Origin of the sequence: Microbacterium kribbense, from assembly GCF_039537285.1 — a bacterium.
Classification (GTDB): Bacteria; Actinomycetota; Actinomycetes; order Actinomycetales; family Microbacteriaceae; genus Microbacterium; species Microbacterium kribbense.
Genome location: NZ_BAABAF010000005.1, coordinates 66,060 through 88,174, shown reverse-complemented (window position 1 = coordinate 88,174; position 22,115 = coordinate 66,060). Strand labels below are relative to the sequence as shown.

19 protein-coding genes are annotated in these 22,115 nt (G+C 66.5%); 6 read left to right on the top strand and 13 right to left on the bottom strand.

Going from position 1 to position 22,115, the window contains the following annotated elements; translation table 11 throughout:
• Positions 1-45: 45 nt before the first annotated feature.
• From ABD705_RS07640 to ABD705_RS07585, 12 genes are all read right to left on the bottom strand, one after another.
• Positions 46-864, bottom strand: coding sequence for an IclR family transcriptional regulator (locus ABD705_RS07640; protein ID WP_344782201.1), 819 nt, complete (start codon positions 862-864; stop codon positions 46-48).
• A gap of 61 nt (positions 865-925) precedes the next feature.
• Positions 926-2,620 carry a thiamine pyrophosphate-binding protein gene (locus ABD705_RS07635; protein WP_344782199.1) on the bottom strand — a complete coding sequence of 565 codons (1,695 nt, stop codon included), beginning with the start codon at positions 2,618-2,620 and terminating at the stop codon, positions 926-928.
• A 95-nt stretch (positions 2,621-2,715) separates the two neighbouring features.
• Positions 2,716-4,335: an AMP-binding protein gene (locus ABD705_RS07630; protein ID WP_344782197.1), complete on the bottom strand. Its 1,620-nt coding sequence runs from the start codon at positions 4,333-4,335 to the stop codon at positions 2,716-2,718.
• 41 nt (positions 4,336-4,376) lie between these two features.
• A complete protein-coding gene (locus ABD705_RS07625; protein WP_344782195.1) occupies positions 4,377-5,165 on the bottom strand; it encodes an ABC transporter permease in 789 nt (262 codons plus the stop codon).
• A complete protein-coding gene (locus tag ABD705_RS07620) occupies positions 5,165-5,941 on the bottom strand; it encodes an ABC transporter ATP-binding protein (RefSeq protein ID WP_344782193.1) in 777 nt (258 codons plus the stop codon). The genes ABD705_RS07625 and ABD705_RS07620 overlap by 1 nt, the downstream gene beginning before the upstream one ends.
• Before the next feature lie 122 nt (positions 5,942-6,063).
• Positions 6,064-6,972, bottom strand: a complete 909-nt coding sequence (locus ABD705_RS07615; RefSeq protein WP_344782191.1) for an ABC transporter substrate-binding protein — start codon at positions 6,970-6,972, stop codon at positions 6,064-6,066.
• A gap of 364 nt (positions 6,973-7,336) precedes the next feature.
• The gene (locus tag ABD705_RS07610) at positions 7,337-8,074 is read right to left on the bottom strand and encodes an HAD family hydrolase (protein WP_344782189.1); all 738 of its coding nucleotides are present in this window, start codon (positions 8,072-8,074) and stop codon (positions 7,337-7,339) included.
• Between the two features lie 277 nt (positions 8,075-8,351).
• Positions 8,352-9,479 carry an NDMA-dependent alcohol dehydrogenase gene (locus ABD705_RS07605; protein WP_344782187.1) on the bottom strand — a complete coding sequence of 376 codons (1,128 nt, stop codon included), beginning with the start codon at positions 9,477-9,479 and terminating at the stop codon, positions 8,352-8,354.
• A gap of 75 nt (positions 9,480-9,554) precedes the next feature.
• A complete protein-coding gene (locus ABD705_RS07600; protein ID WP_344782185.1) occupies positions 9,555-10,400 on the bottom strand; it encodes an ABC transporter ATP-binding protein in 846 nt (281 codons plus the stop codon).
• Positions 10,393-11,172 (bottom strand): ABC transporter permease, encoded by a 780-nt coding sequence (locus ABD705_RS07595; RefSeq protein ID WP_344782183.1) that lies wholly within the window; start codon positions 11,170-11,172, stop codon positions 10,393-10,395. The genes ABD705_RS07600 and ABD705_RS07595 overlap by 8 nt, the downstream gene beginning before the upstream one ends.
• A complete protein-coding gene (locus ABD705_RS07590) occupies positions 11,169-12,029 on the bottom strand; it encodes an ABC transporter permease (protein WP_344782181.1) in 861 nt (286 codons plus the stop codon). The genes ABD705_RS07595 and ABD705_RS07590 overlap by 4 nt, the downstream gene beginning before the upstream one ends.
• A 50-nt stretch (positions 12,030-12,079) precedes the next feature.
• Positions 12,080-13,072, bottom strand: a complete 993-nt coding sequence (locus tag ABD705_RS07585; protein ID WP_344782179.1) for an ABC transporter substrate-binding protein — start codon at positions 13,070-13,072, stop codon at positions 12,080-12,082.
• Between the two features lie 404 nt (positions 13,073-13,476).
• On the opposite strand from ABD705_RS07585, the gene ABD705_RS07580 reads away from it, so the two are divergent.
• The 6 genes from ABD705_RS07580 (at position 13,477) to ABD705_RS07555 (ending at position 20,737) form a co-directional block, all read left to right on the top strand.
• The gene (locus ABD705_RS07580; RefSeq protein ID WP_344782177.1) at positions 13,477-14,466 is read left to right on the top strand and encodes an ABC transporter substrate-binding protein; all 990 of its coding nucleotides are present in this window, start codon (positions 13,477-13,479) and stop codon (positions 14,464-14,466) included.
• 140 nt (positions 14,467-14,606) lie between these two features.
• On the top strand, positions 14,607-15,467 hold the full coding sequence (locus tag ABD705_RS07575; RefSeq protein WP_344782432.1) for an alpha/beta hydrolase: 861 nt from the start codon (positions 14,607-14,609) through the stop codon (positions 15,465-15,467).
• Positions 15,464-16,885 (top strand): amidase family protein, encoded by a 1,422-nt coding sequence (locus tag ABD705_RS07570; RefSeq protein ID WP_344782175.1) that lies wholly within the window; start codon positions 15,464-15,466, stop codon positions 16,883-16,885. The genes ABD705_RS07575 and ABD705_RS07570 overlap by 4 nt, the downstream gene beginning before the upstream one ends.
• A 79-nt stretch (positions 16,886-16,964) precedes the next feature.
• Positions 16,965-17,501, top strand: coding sequence for a MarR family winged helix-turn-helix transcriptional regulator (locus tag ABD705_RS07565; RefSeq protein ID WP_344782173.1), 537 nt, complete (start codon positions 16,965-16,967; stop codon positions 17,499-17,501).
• Positions 17,502-17,607: 106 nt separating this feature from the next.
• On the top strand, positions 17,608-19,044 hold the full coding sequence (locus ABD705_RS07560; protein ID WP_344782171.1) for an aldehyde dehydrogenase: 1,437 nt from the start codon (positions 17,608-17,610) through the stop codon (positions 19,042-19,044).
• 85 nt (positions 19,045-19,129) lie between these two features.
• The gene (locus ABD705_RS07555) at positions 19,130-20,737 is read left to right on the top strand and encodes a flavin-containing monooxygenase (protein ID WP_344782169.1); all 1,608 of its coding nucleotides are present in this window, start codon (positions 19,130-19,132) and stop codon (positions 20,735-20,737) included.
• Between the two features lie 44 nt (positions 20,738-20,781).
• Here the strand turns inward: ABD705_RS07555 and ABD705_RS07550 are convergent, their stop codons facing one another.
• Entirely contained in the window at positions 20,782-21,930 is a 1,149-nt protein-coding gene (locus tag ABD705_RS07550) for an MBL fold metallo-hydrolase (protein ID WP_344782167.1), read from the bottom strand.
• Positions 21,931-22,115: the final 185 nt, after the last annotated feature.

Below are 22,115 nucleotides of genomic sequence, written 5' to 3'. Positions count from 1 at the left end.
CCCGCAGTGCCCAAAGCCATTACCGCTTTCCACCCGCCGAAAACCTCACGCGGCCGGGAACACCTGCTGCGAATGCCCTGCGGACTTCAGCTGCAGTGAAATGCGGCGTGCGGTGACCCGCACCAGGTCGACCTGCGTGAGCGGGTTCACATCGCGGTCCGTGAACGCGACCGACAGTGCCGCCACCACCGCGCCGCTCTGGCCGAGGATCGGGGCCGCGACACTGCAGTGGAACTCATCGACGTGCCGATCGCAGATCGAGTACCCCACCTGTCGCACCCGCTCGATCACACGCTCGACATCGGCGCGATTGGTCAGGGTGCGGCTGGTGAAACGCTCGAACGGCCCCTCGAGCACCTTCTGGCGGATCTTGTACGGCGCATACGCGAGCAGCACGTGCCCGATCGCCGACGCGTGCATCGGGTAGCGGCCCCCGACGACCGGCCTGGGCACCGGCCGGTGGCCGGCCTGGAACCGCTCGACGGAGATGAGCTCGAGCCCGTCGCGGATGGCCAGGTGCGTCGTGTGACCGCTCGCTTCGAACAGGTCCTGCATGAATGACCGCGCCACCCGCTGCAGTCGTGACGGCTGTGGCGCGAGGGCGGCGACCTGCCAGAGGCGCAGGCCGATGTAATACCGGCCGTCCTCGCCCTTCTCGAGAGCGCCCCATTCGACCAGACGCTGCACGATGCGGTAGCAGGTGGCGATCGGCAGGCCCGTCGACCGACCGATCTCAGACAGCGTCTGCCGTCGTTGCTTGTTCTGGAAGGTGCCGAGGATCAGCAGCGTGCGGTCCACAGTCGACTTGGGCCGCTCCCGATCGTGCGGGGGCTCAACAGCGGTGTCGTCGACGACGTCGCTCATGTACATGATTGTATCCGCCTTCCCTTCGGCTGGTTTCTTCCTCGCCGCCACGCCCGTCACGTCACGCCAGCTCGCTCGACAGGTCGTTGTGTGTGGCGTCTTCGGCAAGGACGTATCTCTGCGCCATGAGCCACGACGGGAACGTCGCGATCTTCGCGTCGATCACCAGCGGCCGGTCGCGGGGCCCGTCGACCCACTCCCGCACCGGCCCGAGGTCCGAAATCTCGCGCACCGTGACACCCTCGGCGCCGAACCCTCGGGCGACGCGGGCCATGTCGGTGTCCGGGAAGCGCACGATGTCGAGGTCGTCGGTGTAGGGGCGGAACAGGTTCACCTCAGCGCCGTACGCCGAGTCGTTGTACACGATCACGACGAGCCCGAGGCGCGCACGGACCGCGGTGTCGAGTTCGGCCAGCGACATCATGAACGCCCCGTCGCCGGTGCCGACGACCGGCACCCGGCCTGGCTGCGCGATGCCGGCGCCGATGCCGGCGGCGATGCCCATCCCGATCGCCTGGAACGCGAGTGGAAAGCAGAATCCACGAACGTCGGGCACGCGCAGGTGGCCGGCGGGATAGCAGTTCACGTTGCCGCCGTCCGGCACGACGATCCGCTCGGCCGGCAGCAGCTCGTCCAGCAGGTTCGTCAGCTCACGCGGGTCGATGCAGCCGGGGTCGCGCAGCGGCTCGAACGGCTGGTCGCGCCAGTATCGTGCGGCGTGCACCCGCCGTGCGACGTCAGCCGTGCGGTACCCGCGATGCGTGCCGCTGCGCGGTCGCTGTTCCAGCTGGTCCGCGGCCAGCGCGGCGACGATCGCCGCGTCGCCGATCACGCCGAGGGCCACGTCGCGGTGCCGCCCGATCGCCGCCGGCCGGTCGTCGACGTGCACGACGGTTGCGCCGCGCATCAGAGCTCCGTCGCGCCCGGTCCATTTGTTCAGCGACGCCCCGAAACCGACCACGACGTCTGCGGCAGCGATGAGCTCGGCCGCGCCCTCGGTCGAGAACCCGCCCATGACGTCCAGCGCCCACTCCTGGTCGGCGAACAGCCCGCGCGCGCCCGCCGAGGTGACCAGCAGGGCGCCGGCATGATCGGCCAGGCGCACGAGCTCGGTCTTGGCGTGCCGAGCACCGCGTCCGGCCAGGATGACGGGCCTCCGGGCGCCGGCGAGCAGCTCCACGAGGTCGGTGAGCGCCTGCGACGACGGGCCCGCGCGGTGCACGCGTGGGAGGGTGATCGACGTCTCATCCAACTCGACGATGCGGTCCTGGATGTCGACGGGCACGGACAGCACGACGGTCTCGCGCTCCGTGACGGCGCGAATGTATGCCCGGGCGGTGTCGGCCACGGCGGTCTCTGCCGAGTAGACCCGCGCCGCCGTCGCCCCCATGGCTCGCACTGCGGCATCTTGATCGACATGGAAATTGGAGTTCACGTCGCCGGTGGCGGTGTCGCCGGTGACCACGAGCAGAGGAGTGTGGCACTTCGCGGCCTCGGCGATGCCGGTGAGGGCGTTGCTGAGCCCGCAGCCCTGATGAAGCGACACGACCGCGACACGGTCCGACGTGCGGGAGTACGCGTCGGCCATGACCGTGGCACCCATCTCATGGCGCGCTGCAGTGAATGGCACCCCGGTGTCGACCATGGCATTCGTCAGGTGAAAATTTCCACTGCCGACCACTCCGAAGACATGTGCCGCGCCCAGCGTGGCGAGGGTCCGACCGATCGCCGCCGAAACCGGAACCGTCGCCGTCATCGCAGGTCCTCCACATCGTCGTCGGGGTATGGGCAACGCTAGTGCGGCTGCGATCCGCACAGCCGCGGTTTTTCGCCCAGTGAAAATCCAGACGGTCAGGGGGACGTGGCCGCGCGCTCGTTCAGCTCATCCATGAGTTCGGCGCGCAGTCGGGCCAGGTCGATCTTTCCGGTCACTCCGCGGGCGATCCCGGTGCGGAACACGACCGCCCGCGGCTTCTTGTATGCGGCCAGCCGCCCGCCGACCCATGCGGCGAGGTCGTCCCCGGTGGCGGAATCCGTCTCGCCGAGCACGACGGCAGCGGCCACGATCTCACCGAACCGCTCATCAGGCACACCGACGACGACCGCATCGCGCACCGCCGGGTGGGCGAGCAGTGCCTCCTCGACCTCGTCCGGGTAGACCTTTTCGCCTCCGGAATTGATCACGGCGCTGCCACGGCCGAGAAACTCCACGTGCCGGTCGTCTTCGACGACGACCCAGTCGCCGGGCATGACATAGCGCACTCCCTCGATGACGGGGAATGCGGCGGCGGTCTTCTCTTCGTCACGGAAGTAGCCGATCGGGATCGTGCCGGAGCGGGCGAGCATGCCACGGGCACCGACCCGATCGTCCACGGGCCGGCCGTTTTCATCCAGCACCACGGCGTCGGGGTACAAACGCGCGCGACCGGGCAGGTCGTCGACGCCGGTCGTGACGGTCACCGCGAAGCCGCCGCCCTCGGACGACGCGATGATGTCCTGGATCGTCAGGTCGCCCAGTCGGTGCAGGCGCCGCTTGGTCGCGGTGCTGAACCGCATGCCGGAACTGACGATCGCGCGCACGAGCGGGAGGGTCACTCCCATCCGTTCGGCGGCATCGGCGAACGGCATGGCGACGGCATCGCCGGCGACCACGATCTGCGTCGCCCGGTCCTGCAAGGCCAACCGCACGGCCGCATCGGCGTCGAACCGCAGCGACGACGTGACGAGCACGGCGCCACCGACCGCAAGAGCATTGATCGCCAACGACATGGCGGTGCCGTGCATGAACGGCGCAAGCGGCAGGTTGACGAGCTGGGCATGGTCGTACTGCAGCGCGGTCGCCACTGCTTCGTCCAAGGATGCCGGTTGCGCGAGTCCGTTCATGTCGTAGATGCTGAACAGCTTCGAGCGGAACATGTCGACGACGCGCCAGCGCACGGCCTTGGGCTGGCCGGTGGTGCCACCCGTGTAGATCCACATCTCACCATCGGCAGGTGCGCGATCGGGCAGTGCGCCGCCGGCTGCGATCGCTTCGGCCCATGGTGTGGCGTGGGCACGCGGGGTCCATACGTCAGTCACTTCGACCAGATGGATGTCGCCGCGCGCGATGCCGGTCGCCTCGGCGACCAGGTTCCGCAACGATGCCGCATACACGAGCGCACGAGGCTTGGAGTCCATCAGCAACGCCGCCAACTCGATGCTGCGGTACCGGAAGTTCATCGGCACCGGGGTCAACCCGAGCGCGAGGCATGCGAACAGCGTGGTCAGGAACTCGGGCCGGTTGTACAGCACGATGCCCACCCGGTCGCCCGGGCGCAGGCCGCAGGCGCTGAAGTGTGCGGCCAGGCCACGCGCCTCGCGCGCGAACCGACCGTAGGTGAAGCGGTGGCCCGACGGTGTCGCCATCGCGAGCCGGTCGGGTTCGGCGCGGGCCACTGCCTGCCAGATGTCGGAGAAGGTACCGTCAATCACGCGTGCTCACGCCTCCCGCAGTGCGTCTGTCATCGCAAGGTTCACTCGACCTTGGTCGACTCGTGCCAGGGGATCGACAGTCTCTTCGCGACGGTGACCAGGAAATAGAGGATCAGGCCCAGCGCCGACAGCAACAGGATCACCGCGAAAAGGCCCGGAGCATCCAGGTTGTTGAGGGTCTGCACCAATTCGTACCCGAGGCCGACGCTGCCGCCGAGATATTCGCCGACGATCGCCCCGATCAAGGAGAACACGATGCCGACCTCCATCCCTGCGAAGACGTAGGGAAGGGTGCTCTTCAGCTCCAGGTGTCGGAACGTGTGCCATTTCGATGCATTCAGGCTCCGCATGACATCCCGCTGCCCCGGGTCGACCGATCGGACGCCCAGCTGCACGTTGAGCATGATCGGGAAGAACCCCATCAGTGCCGCGATGATGATCTTCGAGCTGATCCCGAATCCGAACCAGATGACGAAAAGAGGTATCAGCGCGACCTTGGGCACCACCTGCGAACCGACCACAAGGGGGCGCATGCTGATCTCCAGCAGCCGAGATTTTCCGAGGATGACGCCGGCGATCACACCGACGAACACGGCGATCGCGAAACCCACGACGGCCTCGGTCGCCGTCGTCTGCGCGTCTTGCCATATCGTCGGACCCTTGAGCATCTCGACCAGCCGCACGAAGATCTCACTCGGCGCCGGCAGGATCAGCGGATTGACGTGAAAGGCGCGGACGACGATCTCCCACACCGCGAAGACGATGATCAGAATCGCCGGGGTGGCCCCCCATTTCGCGATGTTCTGCCACCGCTCACTGCGTACCATCATCACACCTCTTCATCCAGCGCGATCCGGAGGTCGCGCACGGCCTGCACGAACCGCGGATCCGATTGGGCCTCTATCGGGCGTGGACGGGGGATGCCGACCGTCGTGATGTTCTGGATGCGCCCCGGCCTCGGTGTCAACTGCACGACGCGACTGCCGAGGAAGACCGCTTCGCCGATGTCGTGGGTGACGAACACCACGGTCGCCTTGATGGCTGCCGCGATCCGCTGCAGTTCCAGATTCATCCGCTCCCGGGTCAATGCATCCAGCGCTCCGAACGGCTCGTCCATGAGCAGCAGCTCGGGATCGTAGCTGAGTGCCCTCGCGATCGCCGCCCGCTGACGCATGCCACCGGACAATTCCCGAGGAAGGGACTTCTCGAACCCTTCCAGCCCGACGAGCTCCATCAGCTCGCGTGCCCGTCGATGCCGGTCGGTCTTGGAGACTCCGCGCAGCCGCAAGGGCAGCGACACGTTGTCGATGATGTTGTACCACGGGAAGAGGTTGGCGTCCTGGAAGACGACCCCCAGCTGCGTGATCACCGAGGAATCGACGACTGCGCCAGACCACAGCGACTTTCCGCCGATTCTGATCTCGCCCGACGTCGGCGGTATCAGCCCAGCGATGATTCGCAGCAGCGTCGTCTTCCCGCAACCGGATCTCCCGATCAGCGAGATGAACTCTTGCTCGACGATGCTCAGGTTGATGTCGGAGAGCGCACGCGTCGTCCCGCGGGCGGTCACGAAATCCTTGACAACGTCCTTGATCTCCAGCTTCACCCGTGCCCCGGCCGGCGGGATCGCATCTCCCGCCCGGCCGGCACCTGTGTCTGCGTCTGTGTTTTCGATGGTGAGCACCGCTCTCTTCATCTGCGGAGTTCGCTTCCTGTCCTACGTGTGGCCTACTGCGGGAGCAGGCTGGTGTCGAAGAGGCTCTCGATCTTCTTCCCGCCCGGGACGAAACCGGCCTTCACGAGTTCCTGATACGACTTGTCGATGGCGTCCATGTCGGGCTGGCCGATCGCGCCCGCCGGGTTCTTCCACAGGCCCACCTGCGCCTTGAAGGCCTCCACCGCGATCGTGGAGTCGTCCAACGCGGCCCAGGAATACTTCGTGCGCAGCGTGTCGATCGCCTTCGTGTAATCCTGGTCCGTGCCATTGACGATCCCGGACTTGACCTCGGTGATCGCGGCGAAGTACTTCTTGAGCGCATCGCCGTTCTGCTGAATCTGATCCTTGGTCGACATGTAGATGTTGATTCCGGAGCCCGTCGTCGGTGTGAACACGTGCGCATCGGGATTCTGCTTCGCCACGAGGAATGCCGTGTCCGTGCTGACGAGATAACCGACCAGCGTCCCCTTCTGCACCAGGTCGAACGTGCCTGCCGACAGGCCCACGAGCTGCCGCTTGACGGACTTGGGATCGAGCCCCGCCTCGATGAGGGACATGGACAGGGTCTTGTCGCTCGTGCCGTTGACCGACGGGACGCCCATCGTCTTACCGACCCAATCAGCCGGATTCGGCGTCTTCGACGTCGTCACGATCTTGATGCCGGTCTGATAGGTGTCGATTCCCGTCACGACCACCGGCTGGTTCTGCGCGAACGCCGCGACCATGGCGTCGATCAGTCCATTGCGGGCCACCTGACCCTTGTTGGCCAGCAGCAGCTGGGTCGCTTGGGCCGACCCCTTCACCGGCTGCAGAGTGGCGTCCAGCCCGTCCTTCTTGAACGTCCCGTCCAGGTCCGCGAGCATCTCGGGGCTGACCGTGAATGAGGTCAGCGGAAGGAAGCTCAGGAAAGTGAAGGGCACAGCGGCGACATTGCCTCCCCCGGAGCCGCTACTCGATTGGGCGGGTGTGGAGCCGCCTGGAGAACACGCTGCGAGAATCGACGAACCCATCGCCGCCATCAGGACGGTCGCGCCCGACCGTGCGAGGAAGCTCCTCCGGCTGTACAGAGAACCGTTGTTCGACATGTATCTACTCCTTCATTGGATGATGCAGTGACAGTGTCAACATTGACATTTCGATGGTGCCCGGCAACGGCGCCGTCAGCCGGATTACACCACAGCGCCGCGGTAGCGCGGCAGGCCCTTTCCAGTGGTCGAAAAGCGGCGCCACGGGTGGTGCGCGCGGCAGGCGCGCAGGAAGTCAAGGCTCCTCTTTTCCACTCGATCAGCCGCGATTGGCCCGAATGATCGTCGTGATGTCGTGGAGGCTCTCGATGACATAGTCGGGAGTGATTCCCCGGCTGCCGTCGGCCTCATTGGCGAGCACACCGTCGCTCTGCTTCGCAGTCGGCCGTTGCAGCCGCGCCGCCAGCAGCCCGAAGGCCATCGCACCCTGAACGTCGAAGGACGGCGCCGCGCAGAACAGCACGTCGCGCGGCTGCAGGTCGTTCTCGCGAAGCACCCAGGCATAGGTGCGCGGATTCGGCTTGTGAAAATGCGCCTGTTCGGTGCTGCCGACGAAATCGGGAGTGAAGTGCTGGAACTTGCTCACGTACATGTCGAGGTATTTGCGCTCGACGTCCGAATATGTCCAGATCTTGACGCCGAGATCCTGCTGCTCCTGCAGCGCCGGCTCCGTCTCATCGAACAAACCGACATCCTTCTGCAGCTCGGTGTAGGCGCTGACGTCTTCGGCCACTCCGGGAACGTCCAGGATCCGGAACGTGTCCATCAGCGCCTCGGTGATGATCTCGGTGACCGGCCGATACCCGGCGAACGCCGTGCGACGGTGGGCTGCTTCGAACAGCCGCACCCAATTCGCGGCGAACTGCTTCGGATCCACTGTGGAGCCGTACTTCGCCACGATGGTCTCAGCGGCCGTGGCCCAGCTCCATCCCCAGTCGAACAGTGTGGTCTTCGAGTCGTAGAAGATCGCCCTGGGCCATGTTCCCTTGATCGCCATCGTTGCCTCCTGTGGTCGCCTGTGTCGTATCCGGAGGCTAACGCCGCGAGTCGGTCCCCAGGGGAGTGGTTTTCGCTGATTGAAAGCACTCGTTCGATCGCGACGGACGATGGGCGGCCGGCACTGCGTCACTCACTGCGACGCACCTTGCTTGACCTCTGTTTCCGGCAGCCGGAATTCTCGCGCTTGTTCCGTCGAGCTCCCCCGCCGACCGCGCACAGCTGCCAGACGCCGGCCCGGATTCGGTCTCTGGCGTCTGGCAGCAGTCGGGCGAAGATCAGAACAGAATGCCGCCACGGATGTTGCGGCCGTCGATCATGTCCTGATATCCCTCGTTGATCTGGTCCAGGGAATACATCTTGGTGATCAGCTCGTCGAGCTTGAGCTGGCCGTTCCGATACATGCCCAGCTGCTTCGGCACGTCTGCCTGCGGGTTGGCATGACCGTAGATCGTGCCCTGAATGCGCTTCTGATACCGGGTGAGCTCGAGCGGGCTGACCGGGATGCTCGTCTCGCTGTCGGGGGCGATGCCGGTCACCACCACGACGCCTGCCTTCCGGATGGCGGAGACCGCCTGAGCGACGTGTGCACCCCTGACGACGCCCACCGTGACGATTGCGCGATCCGCACCCTGTCCGTTCGTGATCGACCGCGCGAAGTCGGCAGCCTCCTCCATGGTCGCGAACGCGTGCGTCGCGCCGAGGGCAAGCGCACTCTCGCGCTTGAACTCGACCGGGTCGACTGCGATCACGGCGCCGGCGCCGACACTTCGGGCGCCCTGCACGGCGTTGATCCCGATGCCGCCGATGCCCATGACGATCACGACGTCACCGGGTTCGGTCTCGGCCGCATACACGGCGCTGCCCCACCCGGTGCCCACGCCGCAGCCCAGCAGCCACACCTTCGTCAAGTCGGCGTCGGCAGGGAGCTTTATCGCTGAATCGACGGAGACGAGCGTGTACTGCGAGAACGATCCGACCTGACACATCTGGCCGACCGGAGTGCCGTCGGGAAGCGCGAAGCGAAAGCTCGACTCGTCGTCGAACCGGTGCCCGGCCAGAAGGTACCGCCCACGATCGCACAGGTTCGTCATGCCCGTCGTGCACCACCGGCATTTGCCACAGCTCGGTATCCACGTGAAGACGACCGCATCCCCCACGGCCCATCCCGGCGTATTGGGACCAACGGTCTCGACGATGCCCGTGCCCTCGTGACCGCAGACCATCGGCAGATACCCGGCCACGCTGTCTCCGGTCATCATGTGGTAATCGGAGTGGCACATGCCGGCGGCGACCATCCGCACACGGATCTCGTTCTGACGAGGCTCACCGACCACGACGTCTGCGATCTCGAACACGCCTGGAACATCGCGCACAATAGCGGCGCGAGAGGTAATCGACTGCATCTGCTTCTCCCTAACTGGCCATAACCTTGGTATCCGTCTTCTTCGCGACCATCGGGGCACCTCGGATGCCCCGGCCTAGTCGACGCTCGCCGGCTCCGCCATGCTCTCGGGAGCATCCGCACCCTGCCCGCGCTTGGCCCGCTGGACCTGCTCGTACACGTCGTGCCGCAGTTCGATGAACCTCGGCAGAGACCGCGTATTGAGCTGATCGCGTGCGTCGGCCAGGTCGATGATCAGATCCTTCTGGACGACGGTGGGTGACATCGAGAGCGTGATGACCCGCTGCGCCAGGTACACCGACTCATCGATGTCGTGCGTGACGAACAGCACGGTGATGCCCAACCGCTGCCATACCTCGCGCACGAGGTCTTCAAGGTCGGCGCGGGTCTGCGCGTCGACGGCGGCGAACGGCTCGTCCATCAGGAGGATCTCGGGCTTGTAGGCGATCGCACGCGCAATCGCGACGCGCTGCTGCATCCCGCCGGACAGCTGCCACGGATACGACCGCGGAACGTGCGCCAGACCCACGGCATCGAGGGCTTCGGCGACCAGACGCTCCCGTTCGGCTTTGGGCACACGGGCGTTCTTCAGCGGTACCTCGACGTTGTCGTAGACGCGCATCCAGGGGAAGAGCGACCGACCGTACTCCTGGAACACGACCGCCATCTTCTTCGGCGGCCCCGAGACCTCCGCGCCGTCGAGGAGCACCCGCCCCGATGTCGGCGCGAGAAGCCCCGCGACGCACTTCAGCAGCGTCGTCTTGCCGCAGCCGGACGGGCCGACGAGACAGGCGAATTCACCCCGCGCCAGCTCGAAGTTCAAGTCGCGGACGGCTTCGACCTCTTTGCCGTCGGTGGCATACACCTTTCGCACGTGTTCCACCGACAACAGCGGTGTCTGGGTCTCCGTCGTGTCAAGCACCGCGATTCTCCACTTCTCGCTGGCCTCGATGCCAGCGCAGTACGACCTTCTCGACCTGCGCGAAAAGGAATGCCAGCAGCAGGCCGATGAGGGCGAGCAGCACGATCCCCGACCACATCTCGGGGATCTTGAAGGTGCGCTGGAACAGCACGATCTGATAACCCAGCCCGGACACCGCCGCGAACATCTCCGAGATCACCACCAGAATGATCCCGATCGACAGCGATTGGCGCACTCCCGTCATGATGCGCGGCATCGCTGCCGGCAGTACCAGGTAACGGAACCGCGACATGCGAGTGAATCCAAAGCTGCGCACGGTCTCGATGAGAACGGCATCGGTGGCTCGGACGCCATCTATCGTGTTGAGGAGGATCGGCCACATGCACCCGATGATGATCACCGTGATCTTCATCGCGTCGCCCAGGCCGATCAGCAGCATCAGTACGGGAATGAGCACCGGAGCAGGGATGGCGCGGAAGAATTCCAGCACCGGCTCGAGCAGATCTCGAAGCACCCGGCTGGACCCGACCGCGAGCCCCAGCCCGATGCCGACGATGATCGATCCCCCGAGTCCGACGCCCAGTCGAATCAGTGACGGCATGACCTGCTCCATGAACGCCGGTCCGGTCCAGACGTCCACGAACGTCTTCACGAGACTGATCGGCTCGGGCACGAAGACACTGGTCTCGCCGCGAGTCGCGGCGAACCAGATCGCGACGAGAATCACAGGCAGGGCGAGCGCCGACAGCAGCGCAGAACGGGCGCGCCTCATACGATCGCCTCCCCTCGCACCGACGAATGCCAAGCCAGGATCCTGGTCTCGGCAGCGCGCATGAGCAGGTTGATGACAAGGCCCAGCACTCCGGTCGCGACGGTCAGGGCGTACACCGTCGTCACGCGGGCACCGTTCTGCGCGAGCGTGATCGCCGTGCCCAGCCCCGGCACGCCGATGACCAGCTCCGCCGTGATCGCGAGCACCAGCGCGATGGTCGCCGATAGCCGTAAGCCGGTCATCAGGTAGGGCAGCGTCGACGGCCATACGACGTATCGGATGCGGGCGAACCAGCCGAGCCCGAACGTGCGGGCGGTGTCGACGGCGACGGGGTCTACGTCGCTGACGCCGTACAGCATCTGGATGAGCATCTGCCAGAAGCACGCATACACGATCAGCAGCAGAGCCGACTCGACGCGTACACCGAACACGAGCACTGCCAGCGGGATCAGCGCGACCGACGGGATCGGACGCAGGAACTCGATGGTGGAGGTCGTGTACCGGCGCAGGAACGGGCTCAGGCCGATCACGAACCCGAGCACCACCCCGGCGACGGTCACGATCGCGAGGCCGATGATCCAGGTGCGCATGGTCAGGCCCAGCGCCGTCCAGAACGACGCCGAGGCGAACTGGTGCACGAGTTCGCCCGCGACGACAGTCGGCGGGGGCAGGTATCGGGCGTCGACAAACCCCCAGCGCGCAGTCGCTTCCCAGATGATGAGCAGACCCACGACGCCGGTCAGGCCGAGCACAATGCGCTGCCGGCGACGCCCGATGCCCTTGCGGAGGCGGGCCCGATCTTTCGGAGTCCTGGTCGCACTCTCGTCCATGGGTCCGACGGCGACTGTCTCACTCACGTCGACCACGCCTCACCTCCTCGGTGGATATATGCCGGATGCGGCACATTTCAGGGCTTCCAGATCAGAGCCTCGAGATCGGGCTTCTTCTCCAGCAGTCCTGTGCGCACCGCCGCATCCGCCATCGGCTCGAGCGTCTGGACGGTCAGCGGTGTCGCGTAGTTGCTGAGCCTGATCGATCCGGCGATCTTGGGGTCGATGCCTGCGAAGTCAGGGATGATCTTGCGCAGTTCGTCTTCGTGTGCCACGGAATACTTCAGCGACGTGGTGATGGCGGCCTGGATCTTCTCGAACAGTTGCGGGTTCTTCTCGGTCGCGGCGCGGCTGGCGAACCACGTGCCCAGGAGCCACTCGTCGTGCGAGACGTCGTAGAGCGTGTTCGTCAGCGTGACCTCGCCCTCATCGCGGGCGAGCGTGCCGAACGGCTCACCGGCGACGAAACCCTGGATGCGCCCGGACTGCAGCGCAGGCAGTTGATCGGGGAACCCCAGCTGCACCCACTGGACCTTGCCGGGATCGCCGCCTGCTTCGAGGACCGAATTCTTGCCAAGCATCTCGGCGAAGCCGCCGGCCGCGTTGACCGCGACCTGTTTGCCTTCAAGGTCCTTCGCACTCTTCAACCCCAGCTTCGGGGAGGTGATCAGGTCATTCGTACCCTTGGCGGGGTCGTCGAACGATCCCGACGCGGGCGCGATCATCGTCAGGTCGTTGCCACCCGCGACCGCCTGGAAGACCGACAGCGTGGCGCTGTACCCGACCTGGTACTCGCCGGCTATCACCGCCGCCACGACAGACGAACCGCCCGCAGCGGGATTGCCGAATTCGACCTTGAGCCCTTCATCCTTGAAGAAGCCGTGCTGGTCGCCCAGCACCACGACGGCGGCATCGGTGACCGGGATCGATCCGATCTTGATCGAGGTCAGTGAGTTCCCATCGGCGGGTGTATCTGTGCTGCCTCCGGCCGCGCAGGCGACGAGAGATATCGTCGCGAGGAACGCGAGTGCCCCGAACGCGATGGGACGACGAATACGAGTAGTCTTCACTTCTTCCTCCGTTGCAAGATAATGCGGTGCTACTGCGCTGTTGCCCGGTCGGCGGCACTGACCGCGACCTTTGCCGGCAAGACGACTTCGTCCTGCAGGAACCTGCTGTCAGGCCACCAGCTTGGTGAAGCGACCGCGACCCGACAACCATGGTTCTCATTCACCGAAAACATGCTTGCTCCACATGGCGAGCTGTCGCGCGACTCTGCCGATGCAAAGCCGATATGCCGGGGGTGACCCCTTCGGGCACGGCCGCGCGTCGGATCAGCAGCCGGCACACGTCACAGTCTTTCACTCATCGAAAGGAATCCCAGACGACTCTTGGACTCATGGTCTACTGACCGGACTCGCCACGCGCGAACGGCGCATGGCATCTGATACTCACGACGAACTCGGAGGCGATAATGAAGAATCGTGGCGTTGCTATAGCGGCCGTCGCATTGGCGGCAGCCGCCGCTCTGGCGTTGGCTGGTTGCTCAGCCGATACGCCGTCGGACGACGACGGCCAGACCGGCAAGAGTGTGACGGTCGAGGTCGGCACGCTGCCGGTGAACGAGACCGCGCTTCTGATGGTCGGCGAAGACCAGGGGTTCTTCTCAAAGCACGGCATCACACTGCACTACAACTACGCACAGGGCGGCGCGGCGGTGGTGCCGGCCGTGGTGAGTGCGCAGTACCAGCTCGGCTACAGCAACTCGGTGTCCGTCTTCCAGGCCATTGAGCGAGGATTGCCGCTCAGCCTGCTCAACGTCTCGGCCGCCAGCAACGGCGACCCGGCCAAGGGCACGAATGACCTGGTCGTCCGAGGCGACGACAGCATCAAGACCGTCAAGGATCTGGAAGGCAGGAAGGTCGCGGTCAACACGCTCGGCAACCTCTCGGATGCGCTTGCACGCAATGCGATCGACGCCGGCGGCGGCGACTCCAGCAAGGTCACCTTCGTCGAACTCGGGTTCGGCGACATGGCGCCGGCGCTGAAGTCCGGAGAGATCGACGCGTTCCTCGCCGGCGAGCCCTTCGGCACGATCGCGAAGAGTCAGGGCGACCAGACCCTCGTGAACACACATGACGCACTGGCCCCGGGCGAGCAATTCATCTTCGGCGTCTGGTTCGTCAACGCCAACGAAGCGAACAAGAACCCGGAGCTCTTCGGCAACCTGCAAGAGGCGATCGCCGCGTCCAACGCGTACGCCAGCGAACATCTGGACGAGGTGCGCAGCAAGATCCCAGACGTCACGCCGATGGATGCCGGGGTGCTCGCCGCGATCAACATGAACGGCTACGCCGCTCCCCTGACCCCCGAGGGTCTGCGGCCACTGGCCAAAGCTGCCGTCAAGTACGGACTGCTCCACGCGGAGCCGGACTATGCGAAGGACATCTGGACGAAGCCGTAGTCGCGAGTCGGACCGTGACGAGCCGACAGACGGAGGTCGATGTGGGTCTGGACAGCGCTACCGTGGCGTATCTCGAGCGCAGCGGCGCTCTTGCCGCGCCCCGCGCCCACGAGATCGGGCCGCGACTGGCACGTGCGGCCATGACGGCCCGACAGCTGAGCGATCCTCCGGGTCCGGTGATGACACACCACGACAGTGTCATCACCGGAGCCGACGGCTCACGCATCGCACTGCGGTGGCTGCAGCCGCCCGCTCTCGACACGTCGTCGGACCCTGCCGTGCTGGTCTTCTATCACGGCGGAGGCTGGGTGCTCGGGGAGATCGCCGGCTTCGATGGCACTGCGCGGCGGCTGGCTGCGGCCACCGGGTGCGAAGTGGTCATGGTCGAGTATCGGCTCGCGCCGGAACATCCTTACCCGGCTGCCGTTGGTGACGCCTGGCATGCGCTGCTTGCCGTGCGCGACTCCCGGCCGCAGCAGCGCATCGTCGTCGTCGGTGACAGCGCTGGCGGCAACCTCGCGGCAGTCATGGCATTGCGCGCCAAGGCGGCCGGGGTCGATCTGGCCTGCCAGGTGCTGATCTACCCGGTGGTCGACACCGACTTCGATCGCGCGAGCTACCGCTGCCCGCAGAATCAGCTGTTGCTGGATGCGGCGACCATGCGATGGTTCTGGGATCAATACGTTCCGGACGAGACCAGGCGCCGGCATCCGGATGCTTCGCCCTTGCGCGCGGCCGATCACCGGGGCCTTGCGCCCGCCATCGTGGTGACTGCGGACAACGATGTGCTCGCCGACGAAGGCGAGGCATATGTCACGGCACTGCGCACGGCGGGCGTCCGGGTCACCCATCGGCGCTTCGAGGGTCAGATGCACGGGTTCATCGGCATGCCGCGCCTGCCGGGCAGCGCGGCCGCCTTCGCATTCATCGGCGATAGCCTCGCCGCGATTCTGGTCGACCCGGCGGCCGACGGCACCACAGAACAGGAGCAGAGATCATGAGCACGACCACGGCAGCCGCCTCGTGGGCCACAGCATCGCTCTCGAGCCAGTCGGCAGCGTTGAACGACGGCCGGATCAGCGCCCGCGAACTCGTCGATCTGTATCTCGAGCGGATCGACCGGCTCAATCCGCAGCTGAACGCCGTGGTGACGGTGGATGCCGAGGGCGCACGTCGTGCCGCCGACCATGCGGATGCGGCGCGTCGCAGCGGACAAGCCCGAGGGCCTCTTGCCGGCATCCCCTTCACGGTGAAAGATGCGATCGCCACGGCGGGCCTGCGTACGACAGCGGGCGCGGAAGAACTCCGCGAGAACGTCCCGGCCGAAGACGCCCCCGCGATCCGTCGGCTGCGCGATGGCGGTGCGATCCTGGTCGGCAAGTCCAATCTGCCGCGCTGGTCCGGCAACATCCAGACGAGCAACGATGTCTTCGGCACGACGAATAATCCGTGGGACCCCTCGAAGACGCCGGGTGGCTCGTCCGGCGGCGCGGCCGCCGCCGTGGCGAGCGGACTGTCGAGCTTCGACATCGGCAGCGATCTGGGCGGATCGATCCGCATCCCGTCGCACTTCTGCGGCATCGTCGGGCACCGCCCGAGCTACGGACTCGTGCCCCAGCGCGGCTACATCGACCACATCGGGGGCGGGACCACCGACACCGATCTGAACGTGCTCGGGCCGATGGCCCGCAGCGTGGCCGACGTGCGCCTGATCCTGCAGTCCCTCGCCGGGCCCGACCCGAACGACGCGCCCGCGTGGCGGGTGCAACTGCCCGAGCCACGCCACCGGGACCCCCGCGCGTGGCGCGTGGCAGTCTGGCTCGACGACGGACCCGATGCCATACCCGACGATCACGTCCGACGTCTCTGCGAACAGGCGGTCGATGCACTGGCGGCGGCCGGGCCGACGGTGGTTCGGGAGCGACCCGCCGTCGACATGGACATGAGCCGAACGGTGTGCGCCGACCTGATCGCGGCTGCCATCCTGCCGTCGCGCGACTCGGCGTCGCAGGATCGGAGTGCCGACAGTCACCTGCGGTGGTTGCGCAATCGTGAGCGGGTCACCGAGCTGCGCGCCGCGTGGGGAGCCTGGTTCTCTCGCTTCGACGTGCTCATCTGCCCGGTGATGGGCGTACCCGCGTTCGCGCACGACTCATCCGGCTCGATCGGAGAGCTCTCGTTGCGCGTGGGCGACCGCGACATCCCGCACCGTACCCTCGCGCACACCTGGAATGCGCCGTCTGGCGTGGTCGGGTTGCCGTCGACCGTCGTGCCGGTCGGGCTGACTCCGAACGGCCTGCCGGTCGGGGTGCAGGTCGTCGGCCCCTTCCTCGAGGATCTCTCTGCGCTGGCGGTCGCGGAGCTTCTGGAGTCGGCGACCGGTGGATACGCGGCCCCGCCGCTGGCAGCGGACTGTTAGGGCACCCCCGGTCTGCACGGGCCACGCCGGACCCGCACCGATAGGGTGGCGGGCATGTTCGCAATCAAAGGGATGGCCAATGCGCGCACGTGACGACGTTCGCGCCGACGATGCGCATGCAGTCGTCATCCGTGAGCCGCTGCCGACCCGATTTCCCCCCGAAGAGCACATTCCTGCGCTGGTCACGATCCTGAACGGGATGCTGCTGTGGGGCGGGTCGCGAATCTACCGGAAGCTGTTCGGGATCGGCGTCAACGAATGGCGCATCCTCGGTGAACTGAGCAACGTTCCCGGTGCCACTGCCGCGCAAGCGAGCCGTGACCTCGGCATCAACAAGGCCATCGCATCGCGCAGCATCGCGGTGCTGCACGAACGAAACCTGATCACACAAGAGTCCACAGGCCGGGCCCGCCGCCTCTACCTCACCGGCGCCGGGGCCGATCTGTTCAACTCGATCAAGCCGGTCGCGGCCCGCCGGGAGCAGCTGCTCCTCACGGACTTCAGCGCTGAAGAGGTCGCGCTCCTGCGCGCGATGCTCGTGCGAATGGCGGCCAACGAGCCCCATCTGCACGCCTTCGATGCCGGCCTGCTGGGCGCGGACGCCGACGACCTGTAGCACCCGCTGTCCGCGAGGCGACCTCGGCCCCGGGCGCGCAGTCGAACAGGGCGGGGCCGATAAGTTTAATGTTGATATATAAACCTAACCGCCGTAAACTTTCCCCATGACATTCACAACGGTGCGAGATCGGATCTTTGCGGGCGGCGAGTGGCATGCTCCCGACACGAACGCGCAGGTCATCGTGGAGAGCCCCGTGGATTACAGCGAGGTCGGCCGGGCGGTCGAGGGGTCTGCCGCCGATGTCGACCTGGCCGTGCGGGCCGCACGCGAGGCATTCGACAACGGACCGTGGCCCCGGATGTCTTATGCAGAGCGTGCGGACTGGATCGACAAGCTGGCCGACGAGCTGGAGCGGCGCGGCGGCGAGACCGCCGATCTCATCACTGCCGAGATCGGGCAGCCCGTCCGACTGTCGCGGCCGTGGGGCGGTGTGCGCCCGGTGGTGCATCTGCGCTACTACGCAAAGCTCGCACGCGAGGCTGCGCTCGAGCAGGAGCGCCCGAACATGGGGCGGGCCGGCACATCGATCGTGCGCCGCGAGCCGCTCGGCGTCGCAGCCCTGATCGTGCCGTGGAATCATCCGCAGGCCTCGATGACGCTGAAGCTCTCGCCCGCACTGGCCGCCGGTTGCACCGTCGTCATCAAGCCCGCGCCCGAGACTCCTCTCGACATCTTCAACCTCGCCGAGGCGACGACGGCGATCGGGTTTCCTCCCGGCGTCATCAACATCGTGCCCGGGGGCCGCGAGACCGGTCAGGCACTCATCGAACACGAGGGCATCGACAAGATCGGATTCACCGGGTCCTCTGCCACGGGCAGGCACATCGCCGCACTCGCCGGCAGCCGCCTCATCCCGGTGACCCTTGAGCTGGGCGGCAAATCGGCCGGCATCATCCTCGAATCGGCCGACCTCGACAGCGTGTTCGAGAGCCTTCGGGTGGCATCATTCGAGAACACGGGCCAGACCTGCGCGCTGCTGTCGCGCATCCTCGCACCGCGAGCGATGTATGACACGGTGCGCGACCGCCTTGTCGACCTGGCGCGCGATCTGCGCGTGGGCGATCCGCTCGATGAGCAGACGGAGATGGGTCCGCTGGTCTCCCGACGCATCTACGATCGAGTCACCGGCATGATCACCGCAGCGAAGGACTCAGGTGCCACGCTGCTGGCCGGCGACACCCAGCTGCCCGACCGGGGCTACTACGTCGCACCCACGATCGTCACCGATGCCGCTCTCGACAGTGCGATCGCGCAGGACGAGGTGTTCGGCCCCGTCGTCCTGCTGCATCCCTACGACGACGTCGACGAGGCCGTACGGATCGCGAATGGCTCGCGTTACGGTCTGGCCGGTGCCGTGTACGGCGACCCCGACACGGCGCTCGAGGTCGCCCGCCGGATCGAGACCGGGTCCATCGGGATCAACGGCTATCGTCCCGACTTGGCTCAGCCCTACGGCGGGTACAAGGATTCCGGCCTCGGCCGCGAGTTCGCCCCCGAAGCGATCTGGAGCTATCAGGAGGTCAAGTCGATCTGGCGCTGACCGCCCAGAGCCCATCGCCTGCGCGGCGACCGCGCAGCGGCCACCGCGCTGCACGATCCGACCTCTTCAAGGGAGAAGAACGCTTATGCCGATCGACCCCGGCGTGCTGGACGTCGCCGTTGTCGGCGCAGGACTCGGTGGCCTCTATGCGGCGTACCGGCTGAGCGCCTCGAGCCGACGATTCCGCGTCTTCGAGAGTGCACCCGACGTGGGCGGAACCTGGTTCTACAACCGCTACCCGGGTGCGCGGTGCGACGTGGACAGCCTGCAGTACTCCTATTCCTTCTCGGAGGACCTGCAGCAGGAGTGGGTGTGGAGCGAGCGGTTCGCGGGCCAGCCGGAGATCCTGGACTACATACGCCACGTCGCATCGAGGTTCGACCTCTACCGGCACATCCAGTTCGACACTCGCGTGACATCCGTCGAGTGGGACGACCGTGCCGCACACTGGGTGATCACGACGGACCAAGGCGACACGGTCGCCGCGAAATGGGTGATCACGGCGGTGGGATGCCTCTCCACGCCGAAGCGGCCCGAAATCGACGGGCTCGAGAGCTTCACGGGCGAAAGCTACTACACGAACAGCTGGCCGCACGAAGAGCCCGACTTCGTCGGCAAGCGGGTGGGCGTGATCGGCACCGGCTCATCCGGCATCCAGTCCATCCCCGTCATCGCAGGCAGCGCCGCCGAGGTGACGGTCTATCAGCGCACTCCCGCGTACACGATGCCCGCGATGAATCGGCCGCTGGAGGCGGCGGAGGTCGCCGCACACAAAGCCCACTACCCGCGGCACCGCGCCCAGGAGAGGACGTCGCGCAGCGGCACACTCGTCACGGGGCACTCCGACTCGATCCTGGCGGCCAGTGACGACGAGATCCATCGCCGCTTCGAAGAATGCTGGCACGCCGGCAGCTTCGGCTGTGCTCTGGTCTCGTTCGCAGACATCATCACCGACCGCGAGGCGAATGACCGGCTGGTCGCCTTCGTGCGCGACAAGGTGCACACCATCGTGGCGGACAAGGCGGTGGCCTCGGCGCTCGCATCGTGGGAGTACCCGTTCGGGTCACGGCGCGTGTGCCTCGACACCGACTACTACGCGACCTTCAACCGGCCGCATGTGCACCTGGTCGACGTGAAGAAGGATCCGATCGCCGAGGTGACTCCTCGCGGCGTGCGCACCCGATCCGGCGAGCGCGAGCACGACGTGATCGTCTACGCAACCGGATTCGATGCCTTCACCGGAACGCTGTTCCGGTTGGGCATCCGTGGACGCAGCGGGGTCCGGCTGGAGGATGCGTGGGCCCAGGGCCCCCGGACATATCTCGGGATCCAGTCGAGCGGGTTCCCGAATCTGTTCATCGTGGTCGGACCGCAGAGCCCGTCGCTGGTGGTGAATGTCGTGCGAGCGATCGAGCAGCACGTCGACTGGATCATGGATGCGCTCGACCACGCCGATGCCGGCGGCATCACCACGATGGAAGCAGCCCCCGCTGCCGAGACGGAGTGGGTCAGCCACGTCGCCGATGTCGGCTACGCGACGCTGTACCCCGTCGCGGACTCATACATGACCAACGTCAACGTCCCCGGCAAGCCACGGGTGTTCATGCCCTACCTCGGAGGCTTCGGTTCCTACGGTGACCGGATCAGCCGGGTCGCCGCCGACGGGTACCCCGGGTTCGTCCTGTCGAGATGAGCCCGGCCGCTCGGCCTCAGCACCCCGCGCCGCCTGGCTCGCCCTCAGCGCTTCGCGCCCACCTGAATCCGCATCAGGTCCATCCCGAGCGAGATGTCGCCGTCGTATCCGGCGGCCTTGGCGCTGTCGCGCAGCTTCTTGCGCCATACGTGGTCCGGCACGATGTCCGGATTGACGGGGCTCAGGTGCGTGGCGACGAGCGCGCCCACGCCTGCGGCCTTCGCGATCGCGCCGAGGTCGTTGACATCGGTGTGCACGAGTCGGATGTGCTCGATGACCGGGGCCGGGTAGCCGAGCTTGGGCAGGGCCTCGAAGTCGGCGGTCTCGTGCAGCAGCAGGTCGGCACCCTGCGCGAGTCGGATGAGATTGGGCGTGGGTGCCGTGTCGCCCGAGAAGACGACGCTGCCGTGGTCGGAGTCGAACCGGTAGGCCAGCGCCGGGAACACGCTGCCGTGCGGCACCAGGGTGGCGGTGACCTTGACCCGGTCGTCCTCCATGACCGCGAACGGCTCCATGGTCGGCGCGGGATTCGACGCGGATGCCCCGGCCGACGCCGGCGGCAGCACGTCGTGCACGTTCAGCATCTTGGCCGGGTCGGTGCCGAAGTGCTCATCGAGGAAGAAGGTGGTGGATGCCGCGAAGCTCTCGTTCGCGCGGCGGGTCGTCTCCACGGTTCCCGGGGTCGTTCCCGTGTCTCCGGTGAGGTGGGAGGGAAGGCCCGATGCTCCCGGTCCCCACACGCCGATCGGCGACGTGAACCCCTGCGGTCCGATGACCCCGCCGGACAGCAGCGGGAAGGCGAAGTAGTCGACCATGTGGTCGGAGTGCAGGTGGGTCAGGAAGATGGCGGTCAGCGCCGGCATCGACAGCCCCGCGCGCATGTACTGGCTGACGGCGCCTCGGCCGCAGTCGATCACGTAGTTGTTGCCGTCCACGGTCAGGGCGGTGGCGATGCCGTAGCGGTTCGCCTGTGGGGGCGGTCCCCCCGCGGTGCCCAGCAGTGTGACCGACATCCCCGCAGTCGGCGCCGGCGTGACGGCAGCCAGCGCCTCGGCCGCGTGGGCGGGCGCGGCGCCCCGGGCCAGTCCGCCCATTGCCGCGGCCGCTGCCGTGGCGCTCGCGATGCCGAGCAGCCCGCGGCGGCTCAAGCCGCCCTCGCGCTCTGATGGGGACCGGTCTGCCGCTTCATGCATTTTGGCTGCCTCTCTGTCGTCCTCGACGTGCGGGTCCGGTGCCGGCTTCGGCTCCGTGTTCTTCGCTCCCTGTCCATTAGCGCGCACGCGAAGGGGGCTTGTGAAGACCGAGATGCCGATACGTCGAATCAGGCTGGCTGATGCGCCGCGCATGAGGCACGTACCAAGCGCGGCGCTACCGCGCG